The 22337-nt window shown below is 60.2% G+C and carries 22 protein-coding genes; 14 read left to right on the forward strand and 8 right to left on the reverse strand.

The window, feature by feature from the left end; all coding sequences use genetic code 11:
* Positions 1-3: 3 nt before the first annotated feature.
* From MA04_RS04885 to MA04_RS04895, 3 genes are all read left to right on the forward strand, one after another.
* Entirely contained in the window at positions 4-1425 is a 1422-nt protein-coding gene (locus MA04_RS04885) for an FAD-dependent oxidoreductase (RefSeq protein ID WP_163121845.1), read from the forward strand.
* 147 nt (positions 1426-1572) lie between these two features.
* On the forward strand, positions 1573-2646 hold the full coding sequence (gene hemE, locus MA04_RS04890) for a uroporphyrinogen decarboxylase (RefSeq protein WP_163121843.1): 1074 nt from the start codon (positions 1573-1575) through the stop codon (positions 2644-2646).
* Positions 2647-2805: 159 nt separating this feature from the next.
* Positions 2806-3567: a hypothetical protein gene (locus MA04_RS04895; protein ID WP_262459642.1), complete on the forward strand. Its 762-nt coding sequence runs from the start codon at positions 2806-2808 to the stop codon at positions 3565-3567.
* 130 nt (positions 3568-3697) lie between these two features.
* Here MA04_RS04895 and MA04_RS04900 read toward each other — a convergent pair whose 3' ends face one another.
* The 5 genes from MA04_RS04900 to MA04_RS04920 all read right to left on the reverse strand — a co-directional run bounded on the left by MA04_RS04900 (position 3698) and on the right by MA04_RS04920 (position 7433).
* Positions 3698-4156, reverse strand: coding sequence for a YiiD C-terminal domain-containing protein (locus tag MA04_RS04900; protein WP_055099539.1), 459 nt, complete (start codon positions 4154-4156; stop codon positions 3698-3700).
* The gene (locus MA04_RS04905) at positions 4156-4500 is read right to left on the reverse strand and encodes a 4a-hydroxytetrahydrobiopterin dehydratase (protein ID WP_022995181.1); all 345 of its coding nucleotides are present in this window, start codon (positions 4498-4500) and stop codon (positions 4156-4158) included. The genes MA04_RS04900 and MA04_RS04905 overlap by 1 nt, the downstream gene beginning before the upstream one ends.
* A gap of 85 nt (positions 4501-4585) precedes the next feature.
* Positions 4586-5818 carry an acyl-CoA dehydrogenase family protein gene (locus MA04_RS04910; RefSeq protein WP_262459643.1) on the reverse strand — a complete coding sequence of 411 codons (1233 nt, stop codon included), beginning with the start codon at positions 5816-5818 and terminating at the stop codon, positions 4586-4588.
* Positions 5819-5954: 136 nt separating this feature from the next.
* A complete protein-coding gene (locus MA04_RS04915) occupies positions 5955-6629 on the reverse strand; it encodes a 2-phosphosulfolactate phosphatase (protein ID WP_163121836.1) in 675 nt (224 codons plus the stop codon).
* 105 nt (positions 6630-6734) lie between these two features.
* Positions 6735-7433, reverse strand: a complete 699-nt coding sequence (locus MA04_RS04920) for a ComF family protein (RefSeq protein ID WP_262459644.1) — start codon at positions 7431-7433, stop codon at positions 6735-6737.
* A gap of 57 nt (positions 7434-7490) precedes the next feature.
* Here MA04_RS04920 and bioB point away from each other — a divergent pair, with 57 nt between their 5' ends.
* The 5 genes from bioB to bioD are packed head-to-tail and all read left to right on the forward strand — an operon-like array spanning position 7491 to position 12161.
* Positions 7491-8660 (forward strand): biotin synthase BioB, encoded by a 1170-nt coding sequence (gene bioB / locus MA04_RS04925; RefSeq protein ID WP_262459645.1) that lies wholly within the window; start codon positions 7491-7493, stop codon positions 8658-8660.
* Positions 8661-8664: 4 nt separating this feature from the next.
* Entirely contained in the window at positions 8665-9819 is a 1155-nt protein-coding gene (gene bioF / locus MA04_RS04930) for an 8-amino-7-oxononanoate synthase (protein WP_262459738.1), read from the forward strand.
* Positions 9820-9853: 34 nt separating this feature from the next.
* A complete protein-coding gene (bioH, locus tag MA04_RS04935) occupies positions 9854-10684 on the forward strand; it encodes a pimeloyl-ACP methyl ester esterase BioH (protein WP_262459646.1) in 831 nt (276 codons plus the stop codon).
* Between the two features lie 8 nt (positions 10685-10692).
* On the forward strand, positions 10693-11529 hold the full coding sequence (locus MA04_RS04940) for a methyltransferase domain-containing protein (protein ID WP_163121828.1): 837 nt from the start codon (positions 10693-10695) through the stop codon (positions 11527-11529).
* Positions 11529-12161, forward strand: coding sequence for a dethiobiotin synthase (bioD, locus tag MA04_RS04945; RefSeq protein ID WP_022995189.1), 633 nt, complete (start codon positions 11529-11531; stop codon positions 12159-12161). Before MA04_RS04940 ends, bioD begins: the two co-directional genes overlap by 1 nt.
* 242 nt (positions 12162-12403) lie before the next feature.
* Here bioD and MA04_RS04950 read toward each other — a convergent pair whose 3' ends face one another.
* From MA04_RS04950 to MA04_RS04960, 3 genes are all read right to left on the reverse strand, one after another.
* Positions 12404-13648, reverse strand: coding sequence for a hypothetical protein (locus tag MA04_RS04950; protein WP_262459647.1), 1245 nt, complete (start codon positions 13646-13648; stop codon positions 12404-12406).
* Between the two features lie 164 nt (positions 13649-13812).
* A complete protein-coding gene (locus MA04_RS04955; protein WP_262459648.1) occupies positions 13813-14964 on the reverse strand; it encodes an alpha/beta fold hydrolase in 1152 nt (383 codons plus the stop codon).
* Between the two features lie 116 nt (positions 14965-15080).
* The gene (locus MA04_RS04960; protein ID WP_262459649.1) at positions 15081-15995 is read right to left on the reverse strand and encodes a LysR family transcriptional regulator; all 915 of its coding nucleotides are present in this window, start codon (positions 15993-15995) and stop codon (positions 15081-15083) included.
* A gap of 484 nt (positions 15996-16479) precedes the next feature.
* Here MA04_RS04960 and MA04_RS04965 point away from each other — a divergent pair, with 484 nt between their 5' ends.
* Genes MA04_RS04965 through MA04_RS04990 form a run of 6 tightly spaced genes read left to right on the forward strand, consistent with a single transcriptional unit; the run spans position 16480 to position 22307 of the window.
* Positions 16480-17652 (forward strand): iron-containing alcohol dehydrogenase, encoded by a 1173-nt coding sequence (locus MA04_RS04965; RefSeq protein WP_163121818.1) that lies wholly within the window; start codon positions 16480-16482, stop codon positions 17650-17652.
* A gap of 50 nt (positions 17653-17702) precedes the next feature.
* Positions 17703-18935: an ABC transporter substrate-binding protein gene (locus tag MA04_RS04970; protein WP_163121816.1), complete on the forward strand. Its 1233-nt coding sequence runs from the start codon at positions 17703-17705 to the stop codon at positions 18933-18935.
* Positions 18936-18982: 47 nt separating this feature from the next.
* On the forward strand, positions 18983-19852 hold the full coding sequence (locus MA04_RS04975; RefSeq protein WP_163121813.1) for a branched-chain amino acid ABC transporter permease: 870 nt from the start codon (positions 18983-18985) through the stop codon (positions 19850-19852).
* Entirely contained in the window at positions 19849-20853 is a 1005-nt protein-coding gene (locus MA04_RS04980; RefSeq protein ID WP_205475334.1) for a branched-chain amino acid ABC transporter permease, read from the forward strand. Before MA04_RS04975 ends, MA04_RS04980 begins: the two co-directional genes overlap by 4 nt.
* Entirely contained in the window at positions 20846-21616 is a 771-nt protein-coding gene (locus MA04_RS04985) for an ABC transporter ATP-binding protein (protein ID WP_262459650.1), read from the forward strand. The genes MA04_RS04980 and MA04_RS04985 overlap by 8 nt, the downstream gene beginning before the upstream one ends.
* Positions 21603-22307 (forward strand): ABC transporter ATP-binding protein, encoded by a 705-nt coding sequence (locus MA04_RS04990; protein ID WP_163121809.1) that lies wholly within the window; start codon positions 21603-21605, stop codon positions 22305-22307. Before MA04_RS04985 ends, MA04_RS04990 begins: the two co-directional genes overlap by 14 nt.
* Positions 22308-22337 lie beyond the last annotated feature (30 nt).

Here is a 22337-nt window from a genome sequence, read left to right on the forward strand (position 1 = left end):
GACATGGCTGAACGTTTAAGCAATAACTTCCAGTTTCTCGATGTTCCGCGGCACGATCCGAAGAAAAAAGACATCGAACTGCGCAAGCACAAGTACGAGGAAATCTACTACCCGTTCGAAACCCGGGAAGTGGAGCACCAGGCCCATCGTTGTCTGCACTGCGGTAACCCGTACTGCGAATGGAAATGCCCGGTACACAACTACATTCCCAACTGGCTGAAGCTGATCAGCGAAGGGAATCTGATGGAAGCGGTGGAGCTGTGTCACCAGACCAACTCCCTGCCGGAAGTTTGTGGCCGCGTGTGCCCGCAGGACCGTCTCTGTGAAGGCGCCTGTACTCTGAACGATGGCTTCGGCGCGGTCACCATCGGCGCCACCGAGAAGTACATCACCGATACCGCTCTGGCCATGGGCTGGCGCCCGGACATGTCCAGGGTGGTGTGGACCGACAAGAAAGTCGCCGTGATCGGCGCCGGCCCGGCGGGTATCGGCTGCGCCGACGTGCTGGTACGCAATGGCGTCAAAGCGGTAGTGTTCGACCGTTACCCGGAGATTGGCGGCCTGCTGACCTTCGGCATTCCCGAGTTCAAACTCGAGAAGCCGGTGATGGCCAAGCGCCGTGAAGTGTTCGAAGGCATGGGCATTGAGTTTCGTCTCAACACCGAAATCGGCACCGATGTCACCATCGATGAACTGCTGGAAGAGTTCGACGCCGTGTTCATGGGCATGGGCACCTACACCTACATGAAGGGTGGTTTCCCCGGTGAGGACCTGGACGGCGTGCACGAGGCACTGCCGTTCCTGATCGCCAACGCCAACCGTAACCTCGGGTTTGAGAAAGATTCCGCGGACTTCATCGATGTCAGCGGCAAGCGAGTGGTGGTGCTCGGTGGTGGTGATACCGCCATGGACTGTAACCGTACCTCGATCCGTCAAAAGGCCGACAGCGTGGTCTGCGCCTATCGCCGTGACGAAGAGAACATGCCCGGCTCCCGCCGTGAGGTGTCCAACGCCAAGGAAGAGGGCGTGCAGTTCCTGTTCAACCGCCAGCCCATCGAAGTGGTTGGCGAGAACGGAAAGGTGGTTGGCGTGAAAGTGGTGGAGACCAAGCTGGGCGAGCCGGACAACAACGGCCGCCGCCGCCCCGAGCCGATCCCGGGCAGTGAGGAAGTGCTGCCGGCCGACGCGGTCATCATCGCTTTCGGTTTCCGCCCCAGCCCGGCGGACTGGTTCGAGCCCCAGCGTATCGACCTGGATGACTCCGGCCGTGTGCTGGCGGCGGAACAGCAAGCTTTCCCGTTCCAGACCAGCAACGAGAAGATCTTTGCCGGCGGCGACATGGTGCGCGGCTCCGACCTGGTGGTGACCGCCATCTGGGAAGGCCGGGAAGCGGCCAAGGGCATCCTTGATTATTTGGATGTTTAAAGGCGCTTTCACGCAACACGCCTGCACGCACTACGCTAAGGGGCCTGCTTTCGCAGGCCTTTTTTCTATATGATGCGGTAGTCTTTTTTATCTTTTGCGTGTTCGCGTGCCAGCGTGTTGCGTGAAAGCGCTCTTCAAGGAACCCCCATGACCCACGCCCCGCTCCAAAACGATCGCTTCCTCCGCGCGCTGGCCCGTGAACCGGTGGACCGCACCCCGATCTGGATGATGCGCCAGGCCGGGCGCTATCTGCCGGAATACCGCGCCAGCCGGGAGACCGCCGGGTCGTTCATGGATCTGTGCCGCAACGCCGAGCTGGCCTGCGAAGTGACGTTGCAACCGCTGGAGCGCTATCCGCTGGATGCGGCGATTCTGTTCTCCGACATCCTCACGGTGCCGGATGCCATGGGGCTGGGCCTCTACTTCGAAACTGGTGAAGGCCCGAAATTCCACAAGACCGTGCGCACCGAGCAGGATGTGGCGGCGCTGCCGGTGCCAAACGCGGAGGCCGACCTGGATTACGTCATGCGTGCCGTGTCCACCATTCGTGGCGCGCTTAACGGCCGGGTGCCGTTGATCGGCTTCTCCGGCAGTCCCTGGACGCTCGCTACCTATATGGTGGAAGGCGGTTCCAGCAAGGACTTCCGCCACCTCAAGGCGATGATCTACAGCCAGCCGGAGGTGGCCCACGCCCTGCTGGAAAAACTGGCCCTGGCGGTGACCGATTACCTCAATGCCCAGATTCGTCACGGCGCCCAGGCGGTGCAGATCTTCGATACCTGGGGCGGCACCCTGTCCGCCGAGGCCTATCGGGAGTTTTCCCTGGCCTACATGCAGCGCATCGTCGACGGCCTGATCCGCGACCACGAAGGCCGCAAGGTACCGGTAATCTTGTTTACCAAGAACGGCGGCTTGTGGCTGGAAGCCATGGCGGACACCGGCTGCGACGCCCTGGGGCTGGACTGGACCGTGAACATCGGCGACGCCCGCCGCCGGGTCGGCGAGCGGGTGGCGCTGCAAGGCAACATGGATCCGGCGGTGCTGTACGCCGAGCCGGCGGCCATCCGTGCCGAAGTGAAGCGTATCCTGGACGATTTCGGCGATCATCCGGGGCACATCTTCAACCTGGGCCACGGCATCACTCCCCACGTGGACCCGGAACACGCCCGGGTCTTCATTGAAGCGGTGGTGGAGCTGGGGGCCAAGAAAAACGGCCCATAAAGGGCCGTTAAAACTGGAAAAAACAGCAAAAACAAGGAACACATGTCGACCGTTTGGATGCGGTAACGGCGCCATGCAATTGTTACCTTACTCCTGTTTGTGCATAAGAAAAACCCCTCAGGGAAATCCATCCCAAACGAAATCCCAAGGTCCATACGAATGAGCAGCGATGCATTGGAAGACTGGCCAAGGCCGTATTATCAAACGACGGGCGGCCAGCCTTTCCTGTTTTACGTGGTCTTCGGAGCCACGGTTGATGGTTTGACACTTTCTCGTAGCCAATATCGCTGCGATGGGATCCCTGCCGGACTCGAACTGCTGTCGTACGGTCCAGACTCGCACCCCGAGGTACTGGACTCGTTCCGCAGCGGATATCTTTGGGACGACATTCAACGGGGCGACCCCGAGCTTGCCAAAGCTATAGGCGCTCAACAACATTGCATCGTTGTTCGTGGAGAATTGGCTGACGCTGAAAATCTGAACTATTTCCGCAACACTATCGGGCTGGTGACGTGCTTGCTGGATAATGGCGGCGTCGGCGTTCTAGACCCGCAGAGCCTGGCATGGTGGTCTGCCCAGGCGTGGCGGGACAGAGTTTTCGGCCCCGGGAAGGCACTACCTCGTGAGCATGTAGTAATACTCGTCTCCGAGGAGCGGGATGGGACCCGTTGGTTTCATACTCGTGGCATGAGAAAGTTCGGCAGGCCCGACTTAAGTCTGCACCATGTCCCGCCCCAATATCATGATGCGGTCACCGACCTCTTTAACCGGCTTATTGAGCTCCATGCGTTCGGGGGGGTTATTGCCGAAGGCCAGGAGGTGCGGATGCGGGACCTTCCTTCCGGAATGTACTGCCGTCACGGGGGGAGTGAAGATGACCCGGATTTCAACAACGTCCATGTGGAGGTGCACTGGCCGTGATATGTCGCTGTGGGAAGCTTGCTTGCAAGCGAATGGCAATGGCCCGGGAGTATTCGCGGCCAAGCGGAGCGCCGCCCGGGCCTCTTCCCACAGCGGCTTCGTAGCGACCTGACTCCGGCTTCCCTTCCTCTTACTGACCAATCCGCCGCAGCTGGTAAAGATTCCGGGTGGTGGCCACCACCTCGCCGTGGCTGTCCTTGAGTTCGGTGTCCCAGGCGAAATCGCATTTGCCGTTGGCCTCGGCTTCGGCCTGAACTCGCTGGACTTCTTCCTCGCTGATGCGGACTTCCACTTCAATATCGGTGGTGGCCGGGCGCCGGAAGCGGATCTGCATGTCCTTGACGATGGGATAGAAGCGGGAGGTATCGAAACTGGTCATGTAGATCACGCCGCCGGGCAGTTCCGCCAGGGTGTAGAGCGCTCCGGCGTACATGGTGCCCACATGGTTGTGGTTCGGGGCCAGCGGCATTCTCATCCGGCAATAGCCCCGGTCCACTTCCAGAGTTTCCACTCCGCACCTTTCCACGAACGGAAAGGCGCGGCCGGCATGGGTCTTGATCCGTTCTTGTTGTTCTTCGCTCAGGCTCATTAACCGGCTCTCAGATAAAGTTGGTCGGTCTTCGCCGCGCAGATGAAGTCATTGCGATGCAAACCGCGGATCTTGTGGGTCCACCAGGTCACCGTCACCTTGCCATACTCGGTGAGCAGAGCAGGGTGGTGACCCTCTTCCTCGGCCATGGCCCCCACCTGGTTGGTGAACGCCAGGGCGTCATTGAAGTCGTGGAAGGAATATTGGCGTTGCAAGCGTTCCTCGCCGTCTTCCTCGATGCGCTTCCAGTCCGGAATTTCCTCGGCCAGGGTATCGGCCTCCTGGTCGCTGATCAGGGGTGCATCGGCACGGCAGGCCTCGCAACGCTGTTGATGCAGAGACATGATGAGGCTCCTTGTAGGGTTTGCGGATCATTTCCAGATTAGTGCATTGGCGCTGCGCTCGCATCCGCCTTTCCAGATATGGCGGTCAGCCGCGGCCCAGCAGGTCCCGGGCGATGGCGATCACCTGCATCTCGTCGGTGCCGGCATAGATCTGCAGGATCTTGGCGTCGCGCATCAACTGCTCCACCCGGGACTCGCGCATGTAGCCGTAGCCGCCGTGAATCTGCACCGCCTCGGTGGCCACTTCCATGGCGGCCTGGGCGGCGTAGAGTTTCATCGCCGAGGCTTCGGCCAGGGTCATCTGCTTGCCGGCGGCGGTCAGATCAATATAGCGGAACACCATGTTCTGCAGATTGCTGCGGGCCACTTCCATTTTCGCCAGCTTCAACTGGATCAACTGGTTTTCACCGATGGCACGGCCGAACTGCACCCGTTCACGCGCGTAAGTCACCGACAATTCCAGCGCCCGCTCGACCATGCCCAGCGCCATGGCGGCGACACCGGCCCGTTCCTGCATGAAGGTGGATTTGGCGCCGGAGCGGCCGTAACCGGTTTCGCTGCCGCCGAGCAGCCGGTCCGCGCCGGCCTTGACGTCGTCGAAGAACAATTCTCCAGTGGGAGAGGAACCGATGCCCATCTTCTTGAACGGTTTGGACTGGGTCAGCCCTTCCATGCCGCTGTCGAGAATGAAGGAGACGATCTTGCGGTCACGGGGTTCCACACCCTCTTCATCCAGCTTGCAGATCAGGATGATGGTGTCGGCGTAAGGGCCGTTGGTGATCCAGGTCTTGGAGCCATTAATAATGTAGCCGCCATTGCCATCACGGCGGGCCACGGTCTTCATCTGGCCGAAGGCGTCGGAGCCAGAGTTGGGTTCGGATATCGCCCAGGCGCCGATTTTCTCCATGGTCAGCAGGGTCAAGGCCCAACGTTCTTTTTGTTCCAGGGTGCCTTTGCTCATGATGGCGCCGCCGGCCAGGCCCATGGACACGCCCATGGCGGTGACCAGCCCCTGGGCGTGGCGGCATAGCTCAATGGTGGGAATCAGACGTAGCGCCGCCTGTTCGGCCGCGGCGGCGGTGGAGCCTTCCTTATCTTTCTCCTGCTTCGGCGTGCCGGCTTTTTCCCTGGCGATCTGGCGCTCGAAGCTCTGCCGCGCCATTTCGTCCATGCCGAAGGTTTTGATCATCTTGCGCAGGATGTCGTAAGGCGGGACGCCGTTGTATTCGATGTCGTCCAGATTGGGCACCACTTCCTTGGCGATGAAGTCGCGCACCATTTTCTGGATCATTTGTTGTTGTTCGTTCCACTCGATCATGACACTGGGGATCCTGAGGCTCTTAGGTCCCACTGACATTAGCAGTGTCCCGAGGACGGGTCATTGATCTGGAGTGGCGAAGGAATTGGCGGAAATGGTCAGGGAAGAGCGCCGGACGTGAGTCGCCGGCGTCCGATCAGGTCAGCTTGTCGATCCGAGGCAGCGGCTCGAAGCTGACCTTCATCACCAGCCCGTCGTCCCCGGCGCTGCTGCTGGCCATGTGAATGTCCTCGGGGCGCAGGCGCGGGTGGCTGCCGTCGAAAAACTTCCGTGCCGCGAAGGCGTTACGGGTGCGCTCCTGGGCTTGTTCCAGAGTGATGCCGTCGCCGCCCAGCAAGGCCCGAATGTACTCGGCGCAGGCCACGTCTTCGTCACCGGTGGGGTGGGAGGCCACCAGCACCACCGACGGCGGCGCTTGTTCCTGAATATAACGGGCGGTGGCCTCGGCATTGATCAGCGCCGCCACCAGCACTTCGCGGCTGTCCCGTGCCCGCAGGGTGGCGGTGACGCCGTTGGTGGTGCGCAGGATCATGGTGCGGTCCGTCACGTCGCTGTTGGCGATTTCCCAGGGGGAGTTGCCGTAGTCAAAACCCTTGATCGGCAACGCCTGTACCTCGCCGGCCAGCAGCGCTTGAGGATGGTGCTCGCGCAGAGCGAAGGCTTCCTCCGCCGTGGCCACCGGCAAAATATGATCGAGACCGCCGACGAACGCCTGATGACTGGTGGTAAAGGCACGGATCACGTCGATGATCACGGTGATGCCGTTGATGTTGTGCGGCGGATTGTGGCCTTGAGCGATGCTGATCTTCATGGCGCGGGCGGGTCCCTGGAATTGAGCAAGCGCGTATTGTAGAGCCTGGCGCTGCCGGCGGCACCCTCAATCAAAATCCTATCCAGCCATTGCCGACGCAAAGCGCTAGCAGGTCCGCGACAGCACCCAGACCCGCACCTCGGCGGCGCCGGCGGCCAGCAGCGTGGCGGCGGCTTCGCGGGCGCGGCCGCCGCTGGTCATGACGTCATCCACCAATAACAGCCGGAGCCCCCGGACTGGCGCCTGTATGGTGAAAGCGCCGTGCAGATTGCGCAGCCGCCGGCGCCGGTTGCTGCCCTGCTGGTGAGCGGTGGCTCGTTGCCGGCGCAGGGCGGGGAGAACCGGCCTGCGCCAGAGCGGGGCCAGCAGGTGGGCCAGACGCTCAGCCTGATCAAAGCCGCGCCATAGCCGCCGGCGCCAATGCGCGCTGATTGGGCACAGGACATCGGCTTGCGCCCAGGGCAACGGCCGCTGCGCCAGTAACTGCACGAAGGCTCGCTCCTGGTACAACTGACCATGGTGCTTATAGGCCGTAATCAGCCGATCCAGCGGGAAGTCATAGCGCCAGTCGCAATGGGTGGTGGTGAACGGAGGCGGTTGTTTCAGGCAACGCCCGCACAGGGCAGCGCAGCCACCGGCGGGATCGGGCAAGCCGCAGCGGCACAGGGTGGCGGGCAGGCGGCAGCGCTGTTCGAGGAAGTCCTGGCAGGGCGGGCACAGGGGTGCCCGGGCGCGGCGGCCACACAGCAGGCAAATCGAGAAAGTATGTTTTTTGATCAGATGTAAACTTTGGAAATGTTTCATGGTTGACAGGGTGTCCGGGGCTGCCTAGCCTTTGGGATCTCAAGAAGGAGAACCAGCATGACCGTAGCCGCCGCCAACGCCCAGACGACTTCTTCCCGAACCGCTGTACGCCATGACTGGCATCGGGGTGAGATCGAAGCCCTGTTTGCCCTGCCATTCAATGATCTGATGTTTCGTGCCGCCACCGTGCACCGTCAGTTCTTCGACCCCAACGCGGTGCAGGTGAGCACGCTGCTGTCGATCAAAACCGGCGCTTGCCCGGAAGACTGCAAATACTGCTCCCAGTCCGGTCACTACAACACCGAGCTGGAAAAGGAAAAACTGCTGGAAGTGGCGCGGGTGGTGGAAGAGGCCAAAGCGGCGCGGGACAAAGGCGCTTCCCGGTTCTGCATGGGCGCCGCCTGGCGCAGCCCGCGGGAAAAGGACATGCCCTATGTGCTGGACATGGTGCGCCAGGTGAAGGCCCTGGGCATGGAAACCTGTATGACTCTCGGCATGCTGGATGAAAATCAGGCCCGCAATCTGGCCGAGGCCGGCCTCGACTACTACAACCACAACCTGGATACCTCGCCGGAGTATTACGGTCAGGTGATCACCACCCGTACCTACAATGACCGTCTGAACACCCTGGCGAATGTGCGGGACGCCGGCATGAAAGTCTGTTGCGGTGGCATCATCGGCATGGGCGAGAACCGCGATGACCGGGTCGGTCTGCTGCAACAACTGGCCAATCTGCCCCACCATCCGGAATCCGTGCCGATCAACATGCTGGTGAAAATCGAGGGCACGCCGCTGGCGAACGTGGATGACCTGGATCCGCTCGAGTTCGTGCGGACCGTGGCGGTGGCCCGTATTCTGATGCCGGAATCCTATGTGCGGCTGTCCGCCGGGCGTCAGGAGATGCATGACGAGGCCCAGGCGCTCTGCTTCCTGGCCGGCGCCAATTCCATCTTCTACGGTGAGCGACTACTCACTACCGATAACCCGGAAGCGACCCACGATCGGCAGTTGTTCCAACGTCTCGGCATCCATCCGCTGGATCCGCGCCACGAAGCCTCCGACGAAGCCCACGAAGAGGCGCTGCGCGCCCAGGTGGCGGAGCAGCAAGCAGAGGAACAAGGAGAGGAACAGGGGTTGTTTTACGACGCGATGAGCAAACGCCCCGCCAAGCACGTACTGGACCGCGACACCGGCCGGCCCACCGCCGGCGCCACGCTTGACTCCTGACCCCATGGGGTTCGATCTGCGGGCGCGGCTGGCGGAACGCCGCGCCCAACACCGCTATCGCACGCCACCGCTGATGCATTCCTCCTGCGGACGTACCGCCGTGGCGGACGGCCGTGAATTCCTCAACTTCTGTTCCAACGACTATCTCGGCCTGGCCGGTGATCCGCGTATCGTCGCCGCGTTCCGCGATGCCGCCGATCAGTGGGGCGTGGGCAGTGGCGCCTCCCATCTGGTGTGCGGCCATCAGAGCCCGCATCAGGCTCTGGAAGAAGCGCTGGCGGAGCATTGTGGGCGGAAGCGGGCGCTGTTGTTCTCCAATGGCTACATGGCCAATCTGGGGGCCGTGACCGCTCTGGTCAGCCGCGGTGACGCGGTATTTCAGGACCGCCTGAACCACGCTTCGCTGCTGGATGCCGGCCAGCTCAGCGGCGCCCGCTCCCGCCGTTTCGCCCATAATCAGGCGGATGCTCTGGCCAGCCTGCTGGCGCGCAGCGATGCGGCCCGCAAGCTGGTGATCACCGACGGCGTCTTCAGCATGGACGGTGACGAGGCGCCCCTGGCCGCCTATCTGGCCGCCTGTGAGGCCCATGATGCCTGGTTGATGGTGGACGATGCCCATGGCTTCGGCGTGCTCGACGGCGCCGGGCGCGGCTCGCTCTGGCATCAGGGCGTGCAGGACCGGGTGCCGGTCTATATGGGCACGCTGGGCAAGGCTCTCGGCACCGCCGGCGCCTTCGTGGCCGGCTCCGACGAACTGATCGAAACCCTGATACAATTCGCCCGCACTTACGTCTACACCACCGCCATGCCGGCGGCGGTGGCCGCCGCCACCCTGGTCAGCCTGGACATCGTGCGCCGGGAAGCCTGGCGCAGGGAAAAACTGACGGCGCTGGTTCAGCGTTTCCGGCGCGGCGCGGCCGAATTGGGTTATGCCCTGATGGACTCGAAAACGCCGATTCAGCCTCTGCTGGTGGGTGGAGACGCCGATGCTCTGGCCCTGAGCCGGCGCCTGCGCGACGACGGTCTGCTGATCAGCGCGATCCGGCCGCCGACCGTGCCCGAGGGGCAGGCGCGCCTGCGTATCACCTTCTCCGCTGCCCATGAGGAGGCGGATGTGGACCGGTTGCTGGCGGCGCTGCAGCAGGCGTCCGACGGCTGAAGCGGTGCGCACCGTATCACTCAAAGGTGGTTCCATGCCGAAACTGATTCCGTTTCACAACACCTACTGCTGTACCGGCAAGGCCGGTGAACAGGCCGGGGACCTGGTGCTGGTCCACGGCTGGGGGCTGCACGCCATTGTCTTCGATGACATCGTGCCGGCTCTGCTTGAGCACTTCCGGGTGACCGTGGTGGACCTGCCGGGCATGGGCCAGAGTCCGTTGCCCAACGACGAGTACACGCTGGATTTTCTGGCTGATCAGATCGCCTCGGTAATGCCGGAGCGGGCCCATGTGCTGGGTTGGTCCCTGGGCGGGCTGGTGGCGCTGAATCTGGCGCAACGTCATGCCCAGAGGGTCGCCTCGGTAGTGACGGTGGCGACCACGCCGCGTTTCACCCGTGCCGACGACTGGCCGCGGGCCATGCGGCCGGAGATTCTGCGCACCTTCGCCGAGGTCTGCGAAGAGGATTTCGAGGGCACTCTGGTGCGCTTTCTGGCGCTCAACTGCAAAGACAGCGAGAACATGCGCGAGGACGTTGCCCGGCTCAAGGAGATCCTCTATTTTTGCGGCCTGCCGGCTCGCCGGGCGCTGATCGAAGGGCTGGTGATTCTGGCGGACACCGATCTGCGCACGGCTCTTTCGGCGCTGAGCCAGCCCCTGCTGATGGTGTTCGGTGAACGTGACAATATCGTGCCGGTGACGCTGGTGGATGACATCCGCCCGCTGCTGAATGAGCACGGGGAAACCGCGGTGATCGAGCGGGTGTCCCATGTACCGTTTCTATCCGCGCCGGAGCGCTTCTCCGCCGTGGTTCTCGATTTTTATCGGCGTCACGGCATCGTCGCCGACGCCGCCGACGGGTAATGACCGTAATGTCTTCTGCTTTTAATTCATCCGTTGGGCATGAGCCCGCCGTCACCTCGTCCACGGCCACCAAACGGGCGGTAGGGCGCCAGTTCGGCCGAGCCGCGGCCAGTTATGACGCTCACGCGGTGCTGCAACTGTCCTGTGCCCGCAGTCTTCTGGCCATGGCGCCTGAGTCTCTGCCGATACTCCGGGCGGCGGATCTGGGTTGCGCCACGGCACCGTTGAGCCGGCAGCAACAGGAGCGCTGGCATGAAGTGCGCTGGCTGGCCCTGGATCTGGCGCCGGCCATGCTTCAGGAGGCGTCCCAGCGCGGTCGCACCGGGCGGCTGTTTTCACCGGTGTGCGCCGATGCCGAAGCCCTGCCGCTGCCGGACCGGTCCCTGGGACTGGTGTTTTCCAGCTTTGCCCTGCAATGGTGTGATCCGGCGGTGGTGATCGCCGAGGCCGGGCGGGTACTCGCTCCCGGTGGTCATTTGTTGCTGGCTGTGCCATTGCGGGACTCCCTGCGGGAGCTGTCCGAGAGCTGGAAAGCCGCGGACCGTCGTCCCCACGTCAATGATCTGCCGACCATGGTGCAATGGCATGATGCTCTGGCCACGGAAGGATTATCCACGGTAACCCAGCAAACCCTGACGGTGACTCAGCACTACCCCGACGTGCGTGCCATAGCCCGCACCCTCAAGGCCACCGGGGCCGATCATGTGCAAGGTGGAGGCGGCGGTCTCACCGGCAAGCGCGCTTTTCGAACCATGCTCGATGCCTACGAAACCCTGCGCACCCGGGATGGTCTGCCGCTGACCTGGCGGGTGCTGTTTTTGCATGCCAGCAAAGAGGTGCTCTGATGCCCGCGTTACCGGCCCTGAAAGGGGTGTTCTTCATCACCGGCACCGATACCGAAGTGGGCAAGACCTGGGTCAGTTGCCGGCTGCTGGAACGGGCCCGGGAGGCCGGCTTGAGCTGCTACGGGCTGAAACCGGTGGCGGCGGGCTGCGAGGACACAGAGGAAGGGTTGCGCAACGAAGACGCCGTCAACCTGATGGCGGCCTCATCGGTGCAACTGCCCTATGACGTGGTCAATCCGGTGGCACTGAAAGCCGCCATCGCACCCCACATCGCCGCGCAACAGGAAGGGCGCCGGATCACCCTGGCCCAACTGGCCGGCTATGTGCGTGGCGCGATCAGCAGCCATCCGGCGGATCTGATTCTGGTGGAAGGCGCCGGCGGCTGGCGTGTGCCTTTGAACGACCGCGAAATGCTCGCTGGTCTGGCGGTGGAACTGTCCCTGCCGGTGATCCAGGTGGTGGGGATGAAACTCGGCTGCATCAATCACGCCATCCTCACCGCCGAGGCGATTCAGGCGGACGGCTTGCGCTATACCGGCACCGTCGCCAACTGCTTCGGCGACATGCATGTGCGCGAGGAAAACCTGCTCACCCTGCGCCAGCATCTGCCCGGAGCTTTTACCGTTATCTGAGAGACAGATTGTTTGCTGCCCTTTTCTCTCAGTCATCTACAAAGCCGCTGTAGGAGCTAGCCCTGCTGGCGAATCTTTTTGGCTTGGTGCCCTATTCGCCAGCAGGCGGAGGGCTGCCCCGACTGGCTCCTATAACGATTTCGCAGTCCGCTCTGTGGGAAGCAGCTTTACAGCCAATGGGCGCGTGAGCATGTCAGTGTCACGCACCGGCAGGCTGGCCTGCAACCCCGCACCCGTTGTCATCATTCAGTTCTCAACTGCAAGATCAGAACCCGATTATTACCGGTGTCGCTGATCAGCAGTTTGTCATCGTGGAAACGGACTCCGGTGGGGTCATTCAGGGTGCGCGCCGAGGCGCTGGCATCCGCGGAGCTGTCCTGATCATCGTCGTTGTGCCTGGTGTGCCGGAAGTCACTCTGCCCCAGCACCACGTCGGCGAGTTGGCCGTTCTCGGTGGGGAAGGTGTTCCAGACCAGGACCCGGTTGTTGTCCCCGTCGGCGAGGGCCAATTGGGTGCCGTTCGAATCCAACCCATAGGGCCAGAACGCCCCGGCCGGTGGCACGGGGTGGTCGTCGGTGTCGAAACCAGGCTGGCCGAGAACCAGATCGGCGGGTTGGCCGTTCTCCGTGGGGAAGGTATTCCAGATCAACACCCGGTAGTTATGCCGATCCGCCACCGCCAGACGTTTGCCGTCGGTCCACACGCCGACGGGATAATTCAGGGTGCTTGCCGAGGGCGTGGCGTCCGCTTCGCCGTTCTGATCGGCATCGTTCTCGGTGCAGTGGCTGAAGTCGTTTTGGCCCAGAACCAAATCGGGGGCTTGGTTGTCGCTGGTTGGCACGCTATGCCAGATCAGCACCCGGTGATCCCCGGCGTCGGCCACCGCCAGTTTGCCGTCCTCGCTAAGCGCTACCGAGGTGACGAAGGAGAACTCGTTGGCATTGCACGAGGAAAACAAGCCGCCCAGGGTGAGCAGCGGCTCGGCGGTGCCGTCGGCCGGCACGGGGTCATAGAGATATACCTTGGAGCCAGTGTAATTGGCCACCGCCATCTTGCCGCCGGCGATAGAGATGTCTCTTGGACGCACGAACAGACCCGATTTGGAGCTTTCGAAATCGGGTTGTCCGAGGACGAAGTCCGCTGGCAGGCCATTCATGTTGGGGAGCGCCTCGTAGCCGAGCACACGATGGTTCTGGTCATCGCTGATAAAAAGCCTGCCGTTGGCGCTGATCGCCGGATTGCCGCGCAAGCCGTCGAAGCCACTGGCGCCGACGGCGCCGTTCTGATTCGGTTCCGTGCCAATGAAATCGGGCTGGCCGATGACGACGTCCGCTTTCTGAAACGTCTCCAGCGCCGTCGGTGGTGGCGTGTCGCCACCACCCCCATTGCCGCCACCGCCACCACCGCAAGCGGTCAATGTGAGGGCTGTGCCCAGGGTCAGTGCGGCAAGCCGCCAGGAGGTCTGGTGTCTCAAATGGTCCATCATGTCGCGCTCCGTCCGGTTTTTCCTTCCTTGCCGGGGCTTCCCAGCCTTCACGCCATGGAAGCCGCCTGTTTCAACGCCTCTCAATGCCGACATGTTAGCGCCCAAGTGCGCATACTCCGTTTCTTTTTCTAATAATTTGGGGATTTTGTGAATAGGTTGCGCTTTTACCCATCCCGCTGGATCAACCACTGCGCCACTCGCGGCCAGCTTTCCTGCTGCGCCTTGCCACCGCCGAGAATGGCCATGTGGCCGCCACTCACCGACAGGCACTCGACATCGGTGCTGCTCACCAATGGCAGCATTGCCCGTGAGCATTCGGGGGTAACGATCATGTCGGCGGGGCTGGTGATGTTCAGCATGGGCACTGTCACCCGACCCAGGTTGCCCTCATTGCCTGCCATGGGCAGCCGGCCTTCGGCCATGACATTGTCCACCCACAAATAGTGGATAATGTCCTGCATAACCGCGCCGGGGTAAGCCACCATGTCATCGAGGAAGGCACCGTTGGTGGCGTGATTGCTCACATAGTCGTGATCATGCAAATGGCGCAACAGGTCCAGGTAGCCCTTGAGGCTGGCCACCGGACTGGTCAGTTTGAACGCCAGGCTGTTGAGCCAGCCCGGTGAGCGGAACCAGTCCGGCGAAAGCTCATGGGCACGCCAGCCGGTACGTTGCCGCAGCCAGCCCAAGGTATGACTGATGCGTTGATACTGGCGGCCGAGTACCCCGTTGCGATGATAGTCGGTGGGCGCGCCGACCAGGACGAGATTGGCGATGTCCGGATCACGCCCCAGCGCGCAATAGCACAGACTGAACAGCCCGCCGAAACTCCAGCCGTGCAGATTCAAGCGACGTTTGCCGCTGTGTTTGCGAACCCGTTCCAGCATGCCGGGAAGACGCTCCGAAAAATAATGAGCCAGCCCCTGGTGGTTGTGCTCCCGGCCGGGTCGTCCCCAATCGATCAGGTACAGCTCGAAACCCCGGGCGCGTAAATAACGCACCAGACTGCGTTGCGGGAACAGATCGTAGATCAGCATGTTCACCGCCAGTGGCGGCACCAACACCAGAGGAGTGCGCTGAGGATCCCGGCTGACCGCCAAGGTGCCGCCGTCATCCAGAGGAATGGAGGTCTCCGCTAGTGGTGGGTAGTACCGCAGTCGCGCCAGACCGTCGTCATGGACCACCTGAAACGGTGTGGTTTGCGCCTGAATCAAGGGGCGTGGACGGGTGATCCACTGACGGGCGTTGTCCAAAGTGGTGCGAACGAAGGCAGTACGGGTAGAGGTGGAACTCAGTGCGGGAGCGGACTGCGGCATGGAGCGGGCGTGTCTCTGCGAATAGGAGGGCGCAGTGTACGGTCTGTGTGTGACGCCGGCACTTGCCGTACCGACAGTGCCAGCCGGCGTCTCCGTCAAGCGTTTCAGGATGATGATCAGGTCGGCAACAATCTGGAGCAGCTTTCCGCAAACTGGCCCATTATCAACTGCCGCATCCACTGGCTTGCCGGGTCCATAGTGACACTCCTGAGCCAATATAGATTCCAGAACAGCGGCGGCACGGTGATAGGAACTTCGGTGATGTGCAAATTGGTGGTCTCCGCCAGCATCCTCGGTACGGTCCACAAAAGATCGCTTTCCGTGGTGATGTTCGCTGCCACAAGATAATTTTGTACTCGCATGGAAATGCGGCGTTGCTCTCCAAGCGCATGCAAGGCCACGTCCACTTGCCCTCGCCCACGCTTGCGGCTGGATACATGGATATGATCAGCACTCAGATAATCTTGCAGAGACAGCGGGCGATTGCTGAGCGGATGACCTTGACGCATGGTGACGATATAAGGCAGTTCGGCCAGAAACGCCTGATCGAGCTCGCGGGCGTTGATATCCGGGGCGTCGATCAATAGATCCAGCCCACCGGATTTCAGTTCTTCTTCCCCGATACGACGATCCACGTAGTAGGTACTGATCGCCACCTTTGGTGCCTGTTCGCGCAGTTTTTCGCGCAGCCCGGGAAGTATCAATGCCTGGGCCAGATCGTTCATGCCAAGGCGAAACTCCCTTTCTGAAAACTCTGGCTCGAAACGCAGGTTCTCTCCGACACTACGGCTCAGAAGATCAAGAGCCTGGCGTACATCGACTATCATGTTTTCCGCCACTGGCGTTGGCACCATTCCTTCAGGGCCGCGTACGAAAAGCGGGTCGTCGAAGGTTTCGCGTAGCCGCCGCAGGGCGTTGCTCACACCTGACTGGGTAATATTCAGAAGGCGTGCAACCTTGGTCACCCGGCCCTCGCGATACAGCGCCTCGAATACGATGAATAAATTCAGGTCTATGCGATCCAGTCTCATGGCTCTATCTGTTTTTACTGTATTTGTGATGAAAATGATGAGGCATTTCAAAAAGTGATTTGAGCCTGCCTGCCGTGGTTACTAACCTTTCAGAAAGCACAAAAAACAAATCGATGAAAAGCTGGGTGCCGCGATGAATAGTAGCAGTTATTCCAATGTCTTTATAACGGCCAGGCCAGGTGCCGTAGCGGGTATTGCCGCCCCTCTGAAAAGTGATATGAGGTCAGTGGCGGCTCGCACATGTCTGGATGGCCGGTAACGCATGGTCAACCTGGCTTCTGCCTTGTAGACACGGCGGATAGACCAAGCCGGAATCCCAGGCGTGGCCGCTGAGGCGGCGACTGAAGGATGGCCGCATTTCAACCCAATCTAACTCTATTCTTTCCATAAACAAAGCAGACCATCTGTCCCGTCTCGGGATTTTGGGTGCTCCCGCTATCTGAGAAAGAGCTTACGAGGTGGTCGCTTGCGGAGTGAAACAGACGTGGATATAGGTTCGCATCAGTATATTGCCCAGGATCGTATTGTTTGGGGCGTGTCCGCCGGAAAAGCGATACGAGATGAGGCGGAACGGCGTGGTGCCAAGCGATTGTTCATCATCACGGGCAAGACTCTGAACCGGAAGACATCCGTGATTGCCGATATTGGCAATGCCCTGGGCGACAAACTGGTAGGTATATTCGATGAGTGTCTTGAGCACACTCCGCGCGAGACAGTGGTGGACGCGGCGTGCGCCGCGCGGCGCGTCAAGCCGGATCTGATTGTGTCGGTGGGCGGAGGTACGGTCATCGATACCGCCAAGGTTGTGCTTGTGGCTCTGGCGGAGAATATCTCCGATGTGGCTGCTCTGGACCGCTGCCATATAGCCGTTGATGCCACCGGTGAGAGAACGTCACCAGATTTGCGTGCCCCGCCGGTTCGTCAGATCGCCGTATCCACCACACTGTCCGGCGCCGAATTTTCCTGCCTGGGTGGTGCGGTGGATCAACAACGGCATATCAAGGACGGGTACTACGGAGCTTATTTATGTCCGGCCGCGGTCATTCTGGACCCGGCCATTACGCTGCCCACTCCGGAGTGGCTGTGGTTATCCACCGGTATCCGGGCGCTGGATCATGCGGTGGAATCCATCTGCAGCCGGGCGCCGAACCCTTTGGTGGATGCCTGTGCCTTACGTGCGTTGTCGCTGTTGAGCGAAGCCTTGCCGCGTAACCGGTGCGTGCCGGATGACCTGGAGGCACGCCTGCAGGCGCAGCAGGGCGCCTGGCTGGCCTCTCAGGGGATTCTCCGGGTTGATTACGGTGCCAGTCACGGTATTGGACATAGCCTTGGTGCGATCACCGGGCTCAGCCACGGCTATACCTCTTGCGTACTGCTGCCGGCGGTTCTGCGCTGGAATCGGGAACAGCCGGAAAATCGAGAGCGGCAGAAGTGGGTCGCGGAGCAACTGGGTGATTCCGGAGATGATGCGGCGGCGTCCGTCGAAACCTTGATTGAGCGATTGGGCTTGCCTGGGCGCTTACGTGATCTGGGTATTGACCGAAGTTGCTTTGATTCGGTGGCGCAAGGCGCCATGGGCAATCTCTGGGTCAATACCAATCCACGGGCGATACGATCCCGGGAGGACATCCTTTCCATTCTGGAAGCAGCCTATTGAAAGGCGTTTTTCGTGTAATGACATTATTAGTACAACAAAGGTAATAAATCATGTTCCTGATAAAAAAGAGCTGGAAGAGATGGGCGGTCTTGAGTTCGCTCGCGGTCTTATTTTCGACATCGCCGGTATGGGGCGACGATGGCGGCGCTCCCCAAGGGGTGACGGAAGCAGAAATCCGCATCGGTCACCTCGGCCCACAGACCGGGCCGGTGGCCGCCTACGATAAAATCAGAATGGGTATTCAAGCCTATTTCAATTACGTCAACGAACGTGGAGGCGTAAAGGGTCGAAAACTGCGTTTGATCGCCTATGACGATCAGTATCAGCCCGGCAGGACGGTGCAACTGACCAAGCGGCTGGTGGATGAGGACAAGGTGTATGCCATGCTCGGTAATGTATGCACTCCCTGCAATGTGGCGACCCGGCCTTTCAATGAGCGCAGTGGCATCCCCATGCTGATGACCAGTTCCGGGTCCAAACAGTTTGTCGAGCCGCCTATCGCCAACTACATGGGGTCCAGCCTGGCCAACTACGAATTCGAGGCCCGGGTTCTGACCGATTACATTGCCACCAAGCTGAAGGCAAAACGGGTGGTGGTTGCCTATCAGAATGACGACTACGGAAGCCCATTGGCGGAAGCAGCTAAAGATGCTCTGAAAGGGTACGCGGAAGTGGAGCTGGTGGGCGAAGTCAATTTTCAGGCGGCCGACTCTGATCTCAGCACTCAGGCACAGCGCATCCGTCAGGCCAATCCGGACGCGATTTTGGCTTTCTCGACGCCAGCTCCGGCGGCGCAGTTGAAAAAGGCACTCTATAACATCGGGCTATCCGAGCCTGCCTTCCTGGTGTCTTCGGTGGGGGGGGATTCCGAAACCATGTTCGATTTGGCTGGAAAGGAGGTATGGAACGGCACCATCTCCAGCGCTGTTTTACCCAAACCAGATCAAAGTGAAGATGAAAGCATCAAGCAGTACATAGAGCAGTTCGCAAAGGACTACCCGAAGGTGGCGCTTGCCGACTGGGGGCAAACCGGTTGGGCTGCTGCGGAGGTGTTGGTCGAGGCGCTGAAACGTAGCAAGACGCTCAGCTGGGATGATTTCCTGAGTGTCTTTGATTCCTTCGATAACTGGACCGGATCGATGTACGCCGGGGTCAGCTTTTCCGAGGAGAACCATTATGGGCTGACCTCGATGTTCATCACTGAAGCCAAGGATGGGCATATCGTTCCGATCTCCCAGCCCATCACTTTTGATCCGGTGACGGGCAAGATCAGCGGCGGCTGACCGATGATGAAACAACATAAAGAAAACACCTCGGGAGGTATGCTGGCATGGGGCAGATCGTAGTAAGTGGCCTGATCTTCGGCTGTGTCTATGGGCTCGCGGCTCTTGGTCTGGTACTGATTTTCAGAACCACTGGTCTGGTCAACTTCGCTCATGGCGAGATGGCCATGGTGAGCTCATTCGTGGCGTTCACACTGTTATCGAGCTCTGAATTTTCCTACTACGGGGCGTTTCTCGCTGCTATCGCTTTTTCGGCATTGTTCGGCGTCGTTGTATTCTGGGTTCTGATACGGCATGTCAGTCAGGCATCCCATCTTAATCAGCTGGTGATGACGCTGGGTGTATTCCTGGCCGTGCACGGTGCCGCGGGCCTTATATGGGGCCACACGCCCACCAGCTTTCCCAGGGCGGTGGAGGGAAAACCCTTCTCGATCGCCGGCGTGTTCATCACTCCCAATGAAATCTTCGTTTTAGTGACGACATTTATTCTATCCATGATCCTCTTTGTTCTGTTTCGTTACACCCGCGTGGGGCTGGCGATGCGAGCGTCCTCCCAGGATCTGATAGCGGCCCGCCTGATGGGAATAAACGTCAACGCGGTGTTCCTGGTCACTTGGGCGGCTGGCTCCGTGCTTGGTGGTATCGCCGGTTTGTTGACCGCGCCATTCACTTTCCTCGGTGTATCGATGATGTTCAATGTACTGATCATGGCGTTCGCCGCGGCGGTGTTGGCGGGGTTCGTGAGCCTGCCCGGCGCGGTGATCGGTGGCTTGATGATCGGCATATTCGGCAACCTGGTCAGTTACTACTGGGCGCCTGAGATGGCGTTGGTCTGCACCTTTGCGTTGATCGTCATCGTTCTTTATATCCGTCCGCAGGGCATCTTTGGCGAAGCCCAGACCATGAAGAAGGTATGACAATGAAGAGGATATTCTTTGATCGGCGACTGTATGTGTCCTTACTTGTGGTCTTATTACTCACCTTTCCGTTTCTGATGGGCCAGTCCTCATATTTTATGGGGTTGGTGGTCACCATGGCGATCTATGCCATTGCTGCCATGTCCTTGAACCTGCTGACCGGCTATGGTGGCCAGGTGTCCATCGGACAAGGCGGCTTTTTGATGATGGGGACCTATTCAACCGGGATTATCTCAAGCACGCTTGGTTTTCCGATCTGGGTAGCATTGCCCGCGGCGGGAGTCATTGCCGCGTTGGTGAGTCTGGTGATCGGGTTGCCGGCGGTGCGTCTGAAAGGCCACTTTCTGGCGGTGGCGACGCTCGGGTTTGGATTATGTATCCCGGAAATCGCGCTGAACTGGAAGTCGGTGACCGGGGGGTATTCAGGGTTGCCGCTGATGCGCCCGGAATGGGCATCCAGTGATTTGGCGTTCTTCTACGTGATTCTGGTGCTGACGTTCCTGGTGACCTGGATGTTGATGAATATCGCTAACAGCCGACTCGGGCGGGCATTCCTGGCGATCCGGGACAGCGAAATAGCCGCGGCTGCCACCGGCATCAATGTCGCCGGGTACAAGACGATCATGTTCATGATCAGTGCTTTCTTCACTGGCCTGGCCGGTGGCTTGTACGCGTATTGGGTTCAGTACATAAGCCCGAATGACTTTACCATCATGGCGTCTTTCTTCCTGCTGGCGATGATCGTGGTAGGTGGATTGGCCTCAATATGGGGCGCCATTCTGGGCGCCGTGTTGTTTACTGGTATTCCTCATTTCTCCGACGCCTACGTCGGTGTTACCAACCTGGTCATCGGGGTGGCGGTGGTGTTGGTGATTCTGTTCCGTCCGGCGGGGCTCGTCTCCCTGGTCGGACTGATCAAGCCGGGAGAGAAACAGAGAAGCAGGAAGAAGCCCACAGAGGAACTGCCTGTGCGGAGCCTCGAGGAGGCCGACAATGCTTAGTTTCGACCGTTTAACTGTCCGCTTCTCCGGCCTTACCGCCGTGTCCGACTTATCCTTACAGGTGAAGAAGGGAACCATCCATTCCATCATTGGCCCCAACGGGGCCGGAAAAACCACTGTGTTTAACTGTATCAGCCGTTTTTATACGCCGGCGTCCGGCTCGATCCAATTCGAAGGCACTGATCTGACGCGGCTGAATCCGCATCAGATCATTGGCTTGGGTATCGCCCGAAGCTTTCAGAACGTGGAGTTGTTTTCGAAGATGACGGTCATGGACAATTTACTTACCGGGTTGCATTCCTTGTTGAGTCACAATCTTCTGGGTATTTGTCTGAACTTGCCGTCGATCCGGCGCACGGAAGCGGAGGCCCGCCGCAAGGCGAAAACTGTTTTGGAGATGTTTGGATTATCTCACTGTGCGAATGAGTACGTTGAAAATCTGCCCTACGGGTACCAGAAGATGGTGGATATTGGTCGTGCGGTCATGGTTGACCCCAAGCTGATTCTGCTGGACGAACCGGTGGCGGGTATGAACGCTGCCGAAACCAGTGGCCTTTCCCGGCTGATCAGAAAGCTACGTGATGATATCGGTATCTCGGTACTGCTGATTGAACATGACATGTCATTGGTAATGGAGATATCCGACCGTATTACGGTGATGAACTTCGGTGAGAAGATTGCCGAAGGAGTGCCGTCGGTTATTCAAAACGACCCCGCTGTAATCGAAGCCTATCTGGGGGAGGTGGACGATGTTGAAGCTTGATGACGTCAGCCTGTATTACGGCAGGGTACATGCGTTGAGGGGCATCTCCCTGGAGGTTCCGGAAGGGCGGATCGTATCGTTGCTGGGTGCCAATGGCGCCGGCAAGTCGAGTACCCTGAAAGTGATCTCCGGCTTGTGTGTACCGAAAAGCGGTGATGTGCGCTTGAAAGGGGAGTCGGTGGCGGGGCGCTCCTGTGGCACTCTGGTGAAACGTGGAGTGATCCATTGTCCTGAAGGGCGGCGTGTTTTTCCGCAGTTTACCGTGGAAGAGAACCTGCGTGTCGGTGCCTACCGACGTATTGGTGACAAGAACGTCGGAGCGGATATGGATCGGGTATTCGCCTATTTCCCGCGTCTCAAGGAACGTCAGCAGCAAAAGGCGGCGACGCTGAGTGGCGGCGAACAGCAGATGCTCGCTATTGGCCGGTCTCTCATGGGCAGGCCTCGCCTATTGTTGCTGGACGAGCCATCCCTGGGCATTGCGCCGAAACTGGTGATGGAAATCTTCGAAATTCTTCAGCGGATCAATGAGGCCGGTACCGCCATTTTGCTGGTGGAGCAGAACGCGCATATGGCGATCAAGATATCCGACTACTCCTATGTCTTGGAGAACGGTCGTGTCGGACTGGAAGGCCCGTCTTCGGCGATCCGTCAGCGGCCGGAACTCAAGGAGTTGTATCTAGGAGGATGAGGCGAGGGGCTCCCAGGCCCGGCATGGCCG

The organism is Alloalcanivorax balearicus MACL04 (assembly GCF_025532145.1).
Classification (GTDB): domain Bacteria; phylum Pseudomonadota; class Gammaproteobacteria; order Pseudomonadales; family Alcanivoracaceae; genus Alloalcanivorax; species Alloalcanivorax balearicus.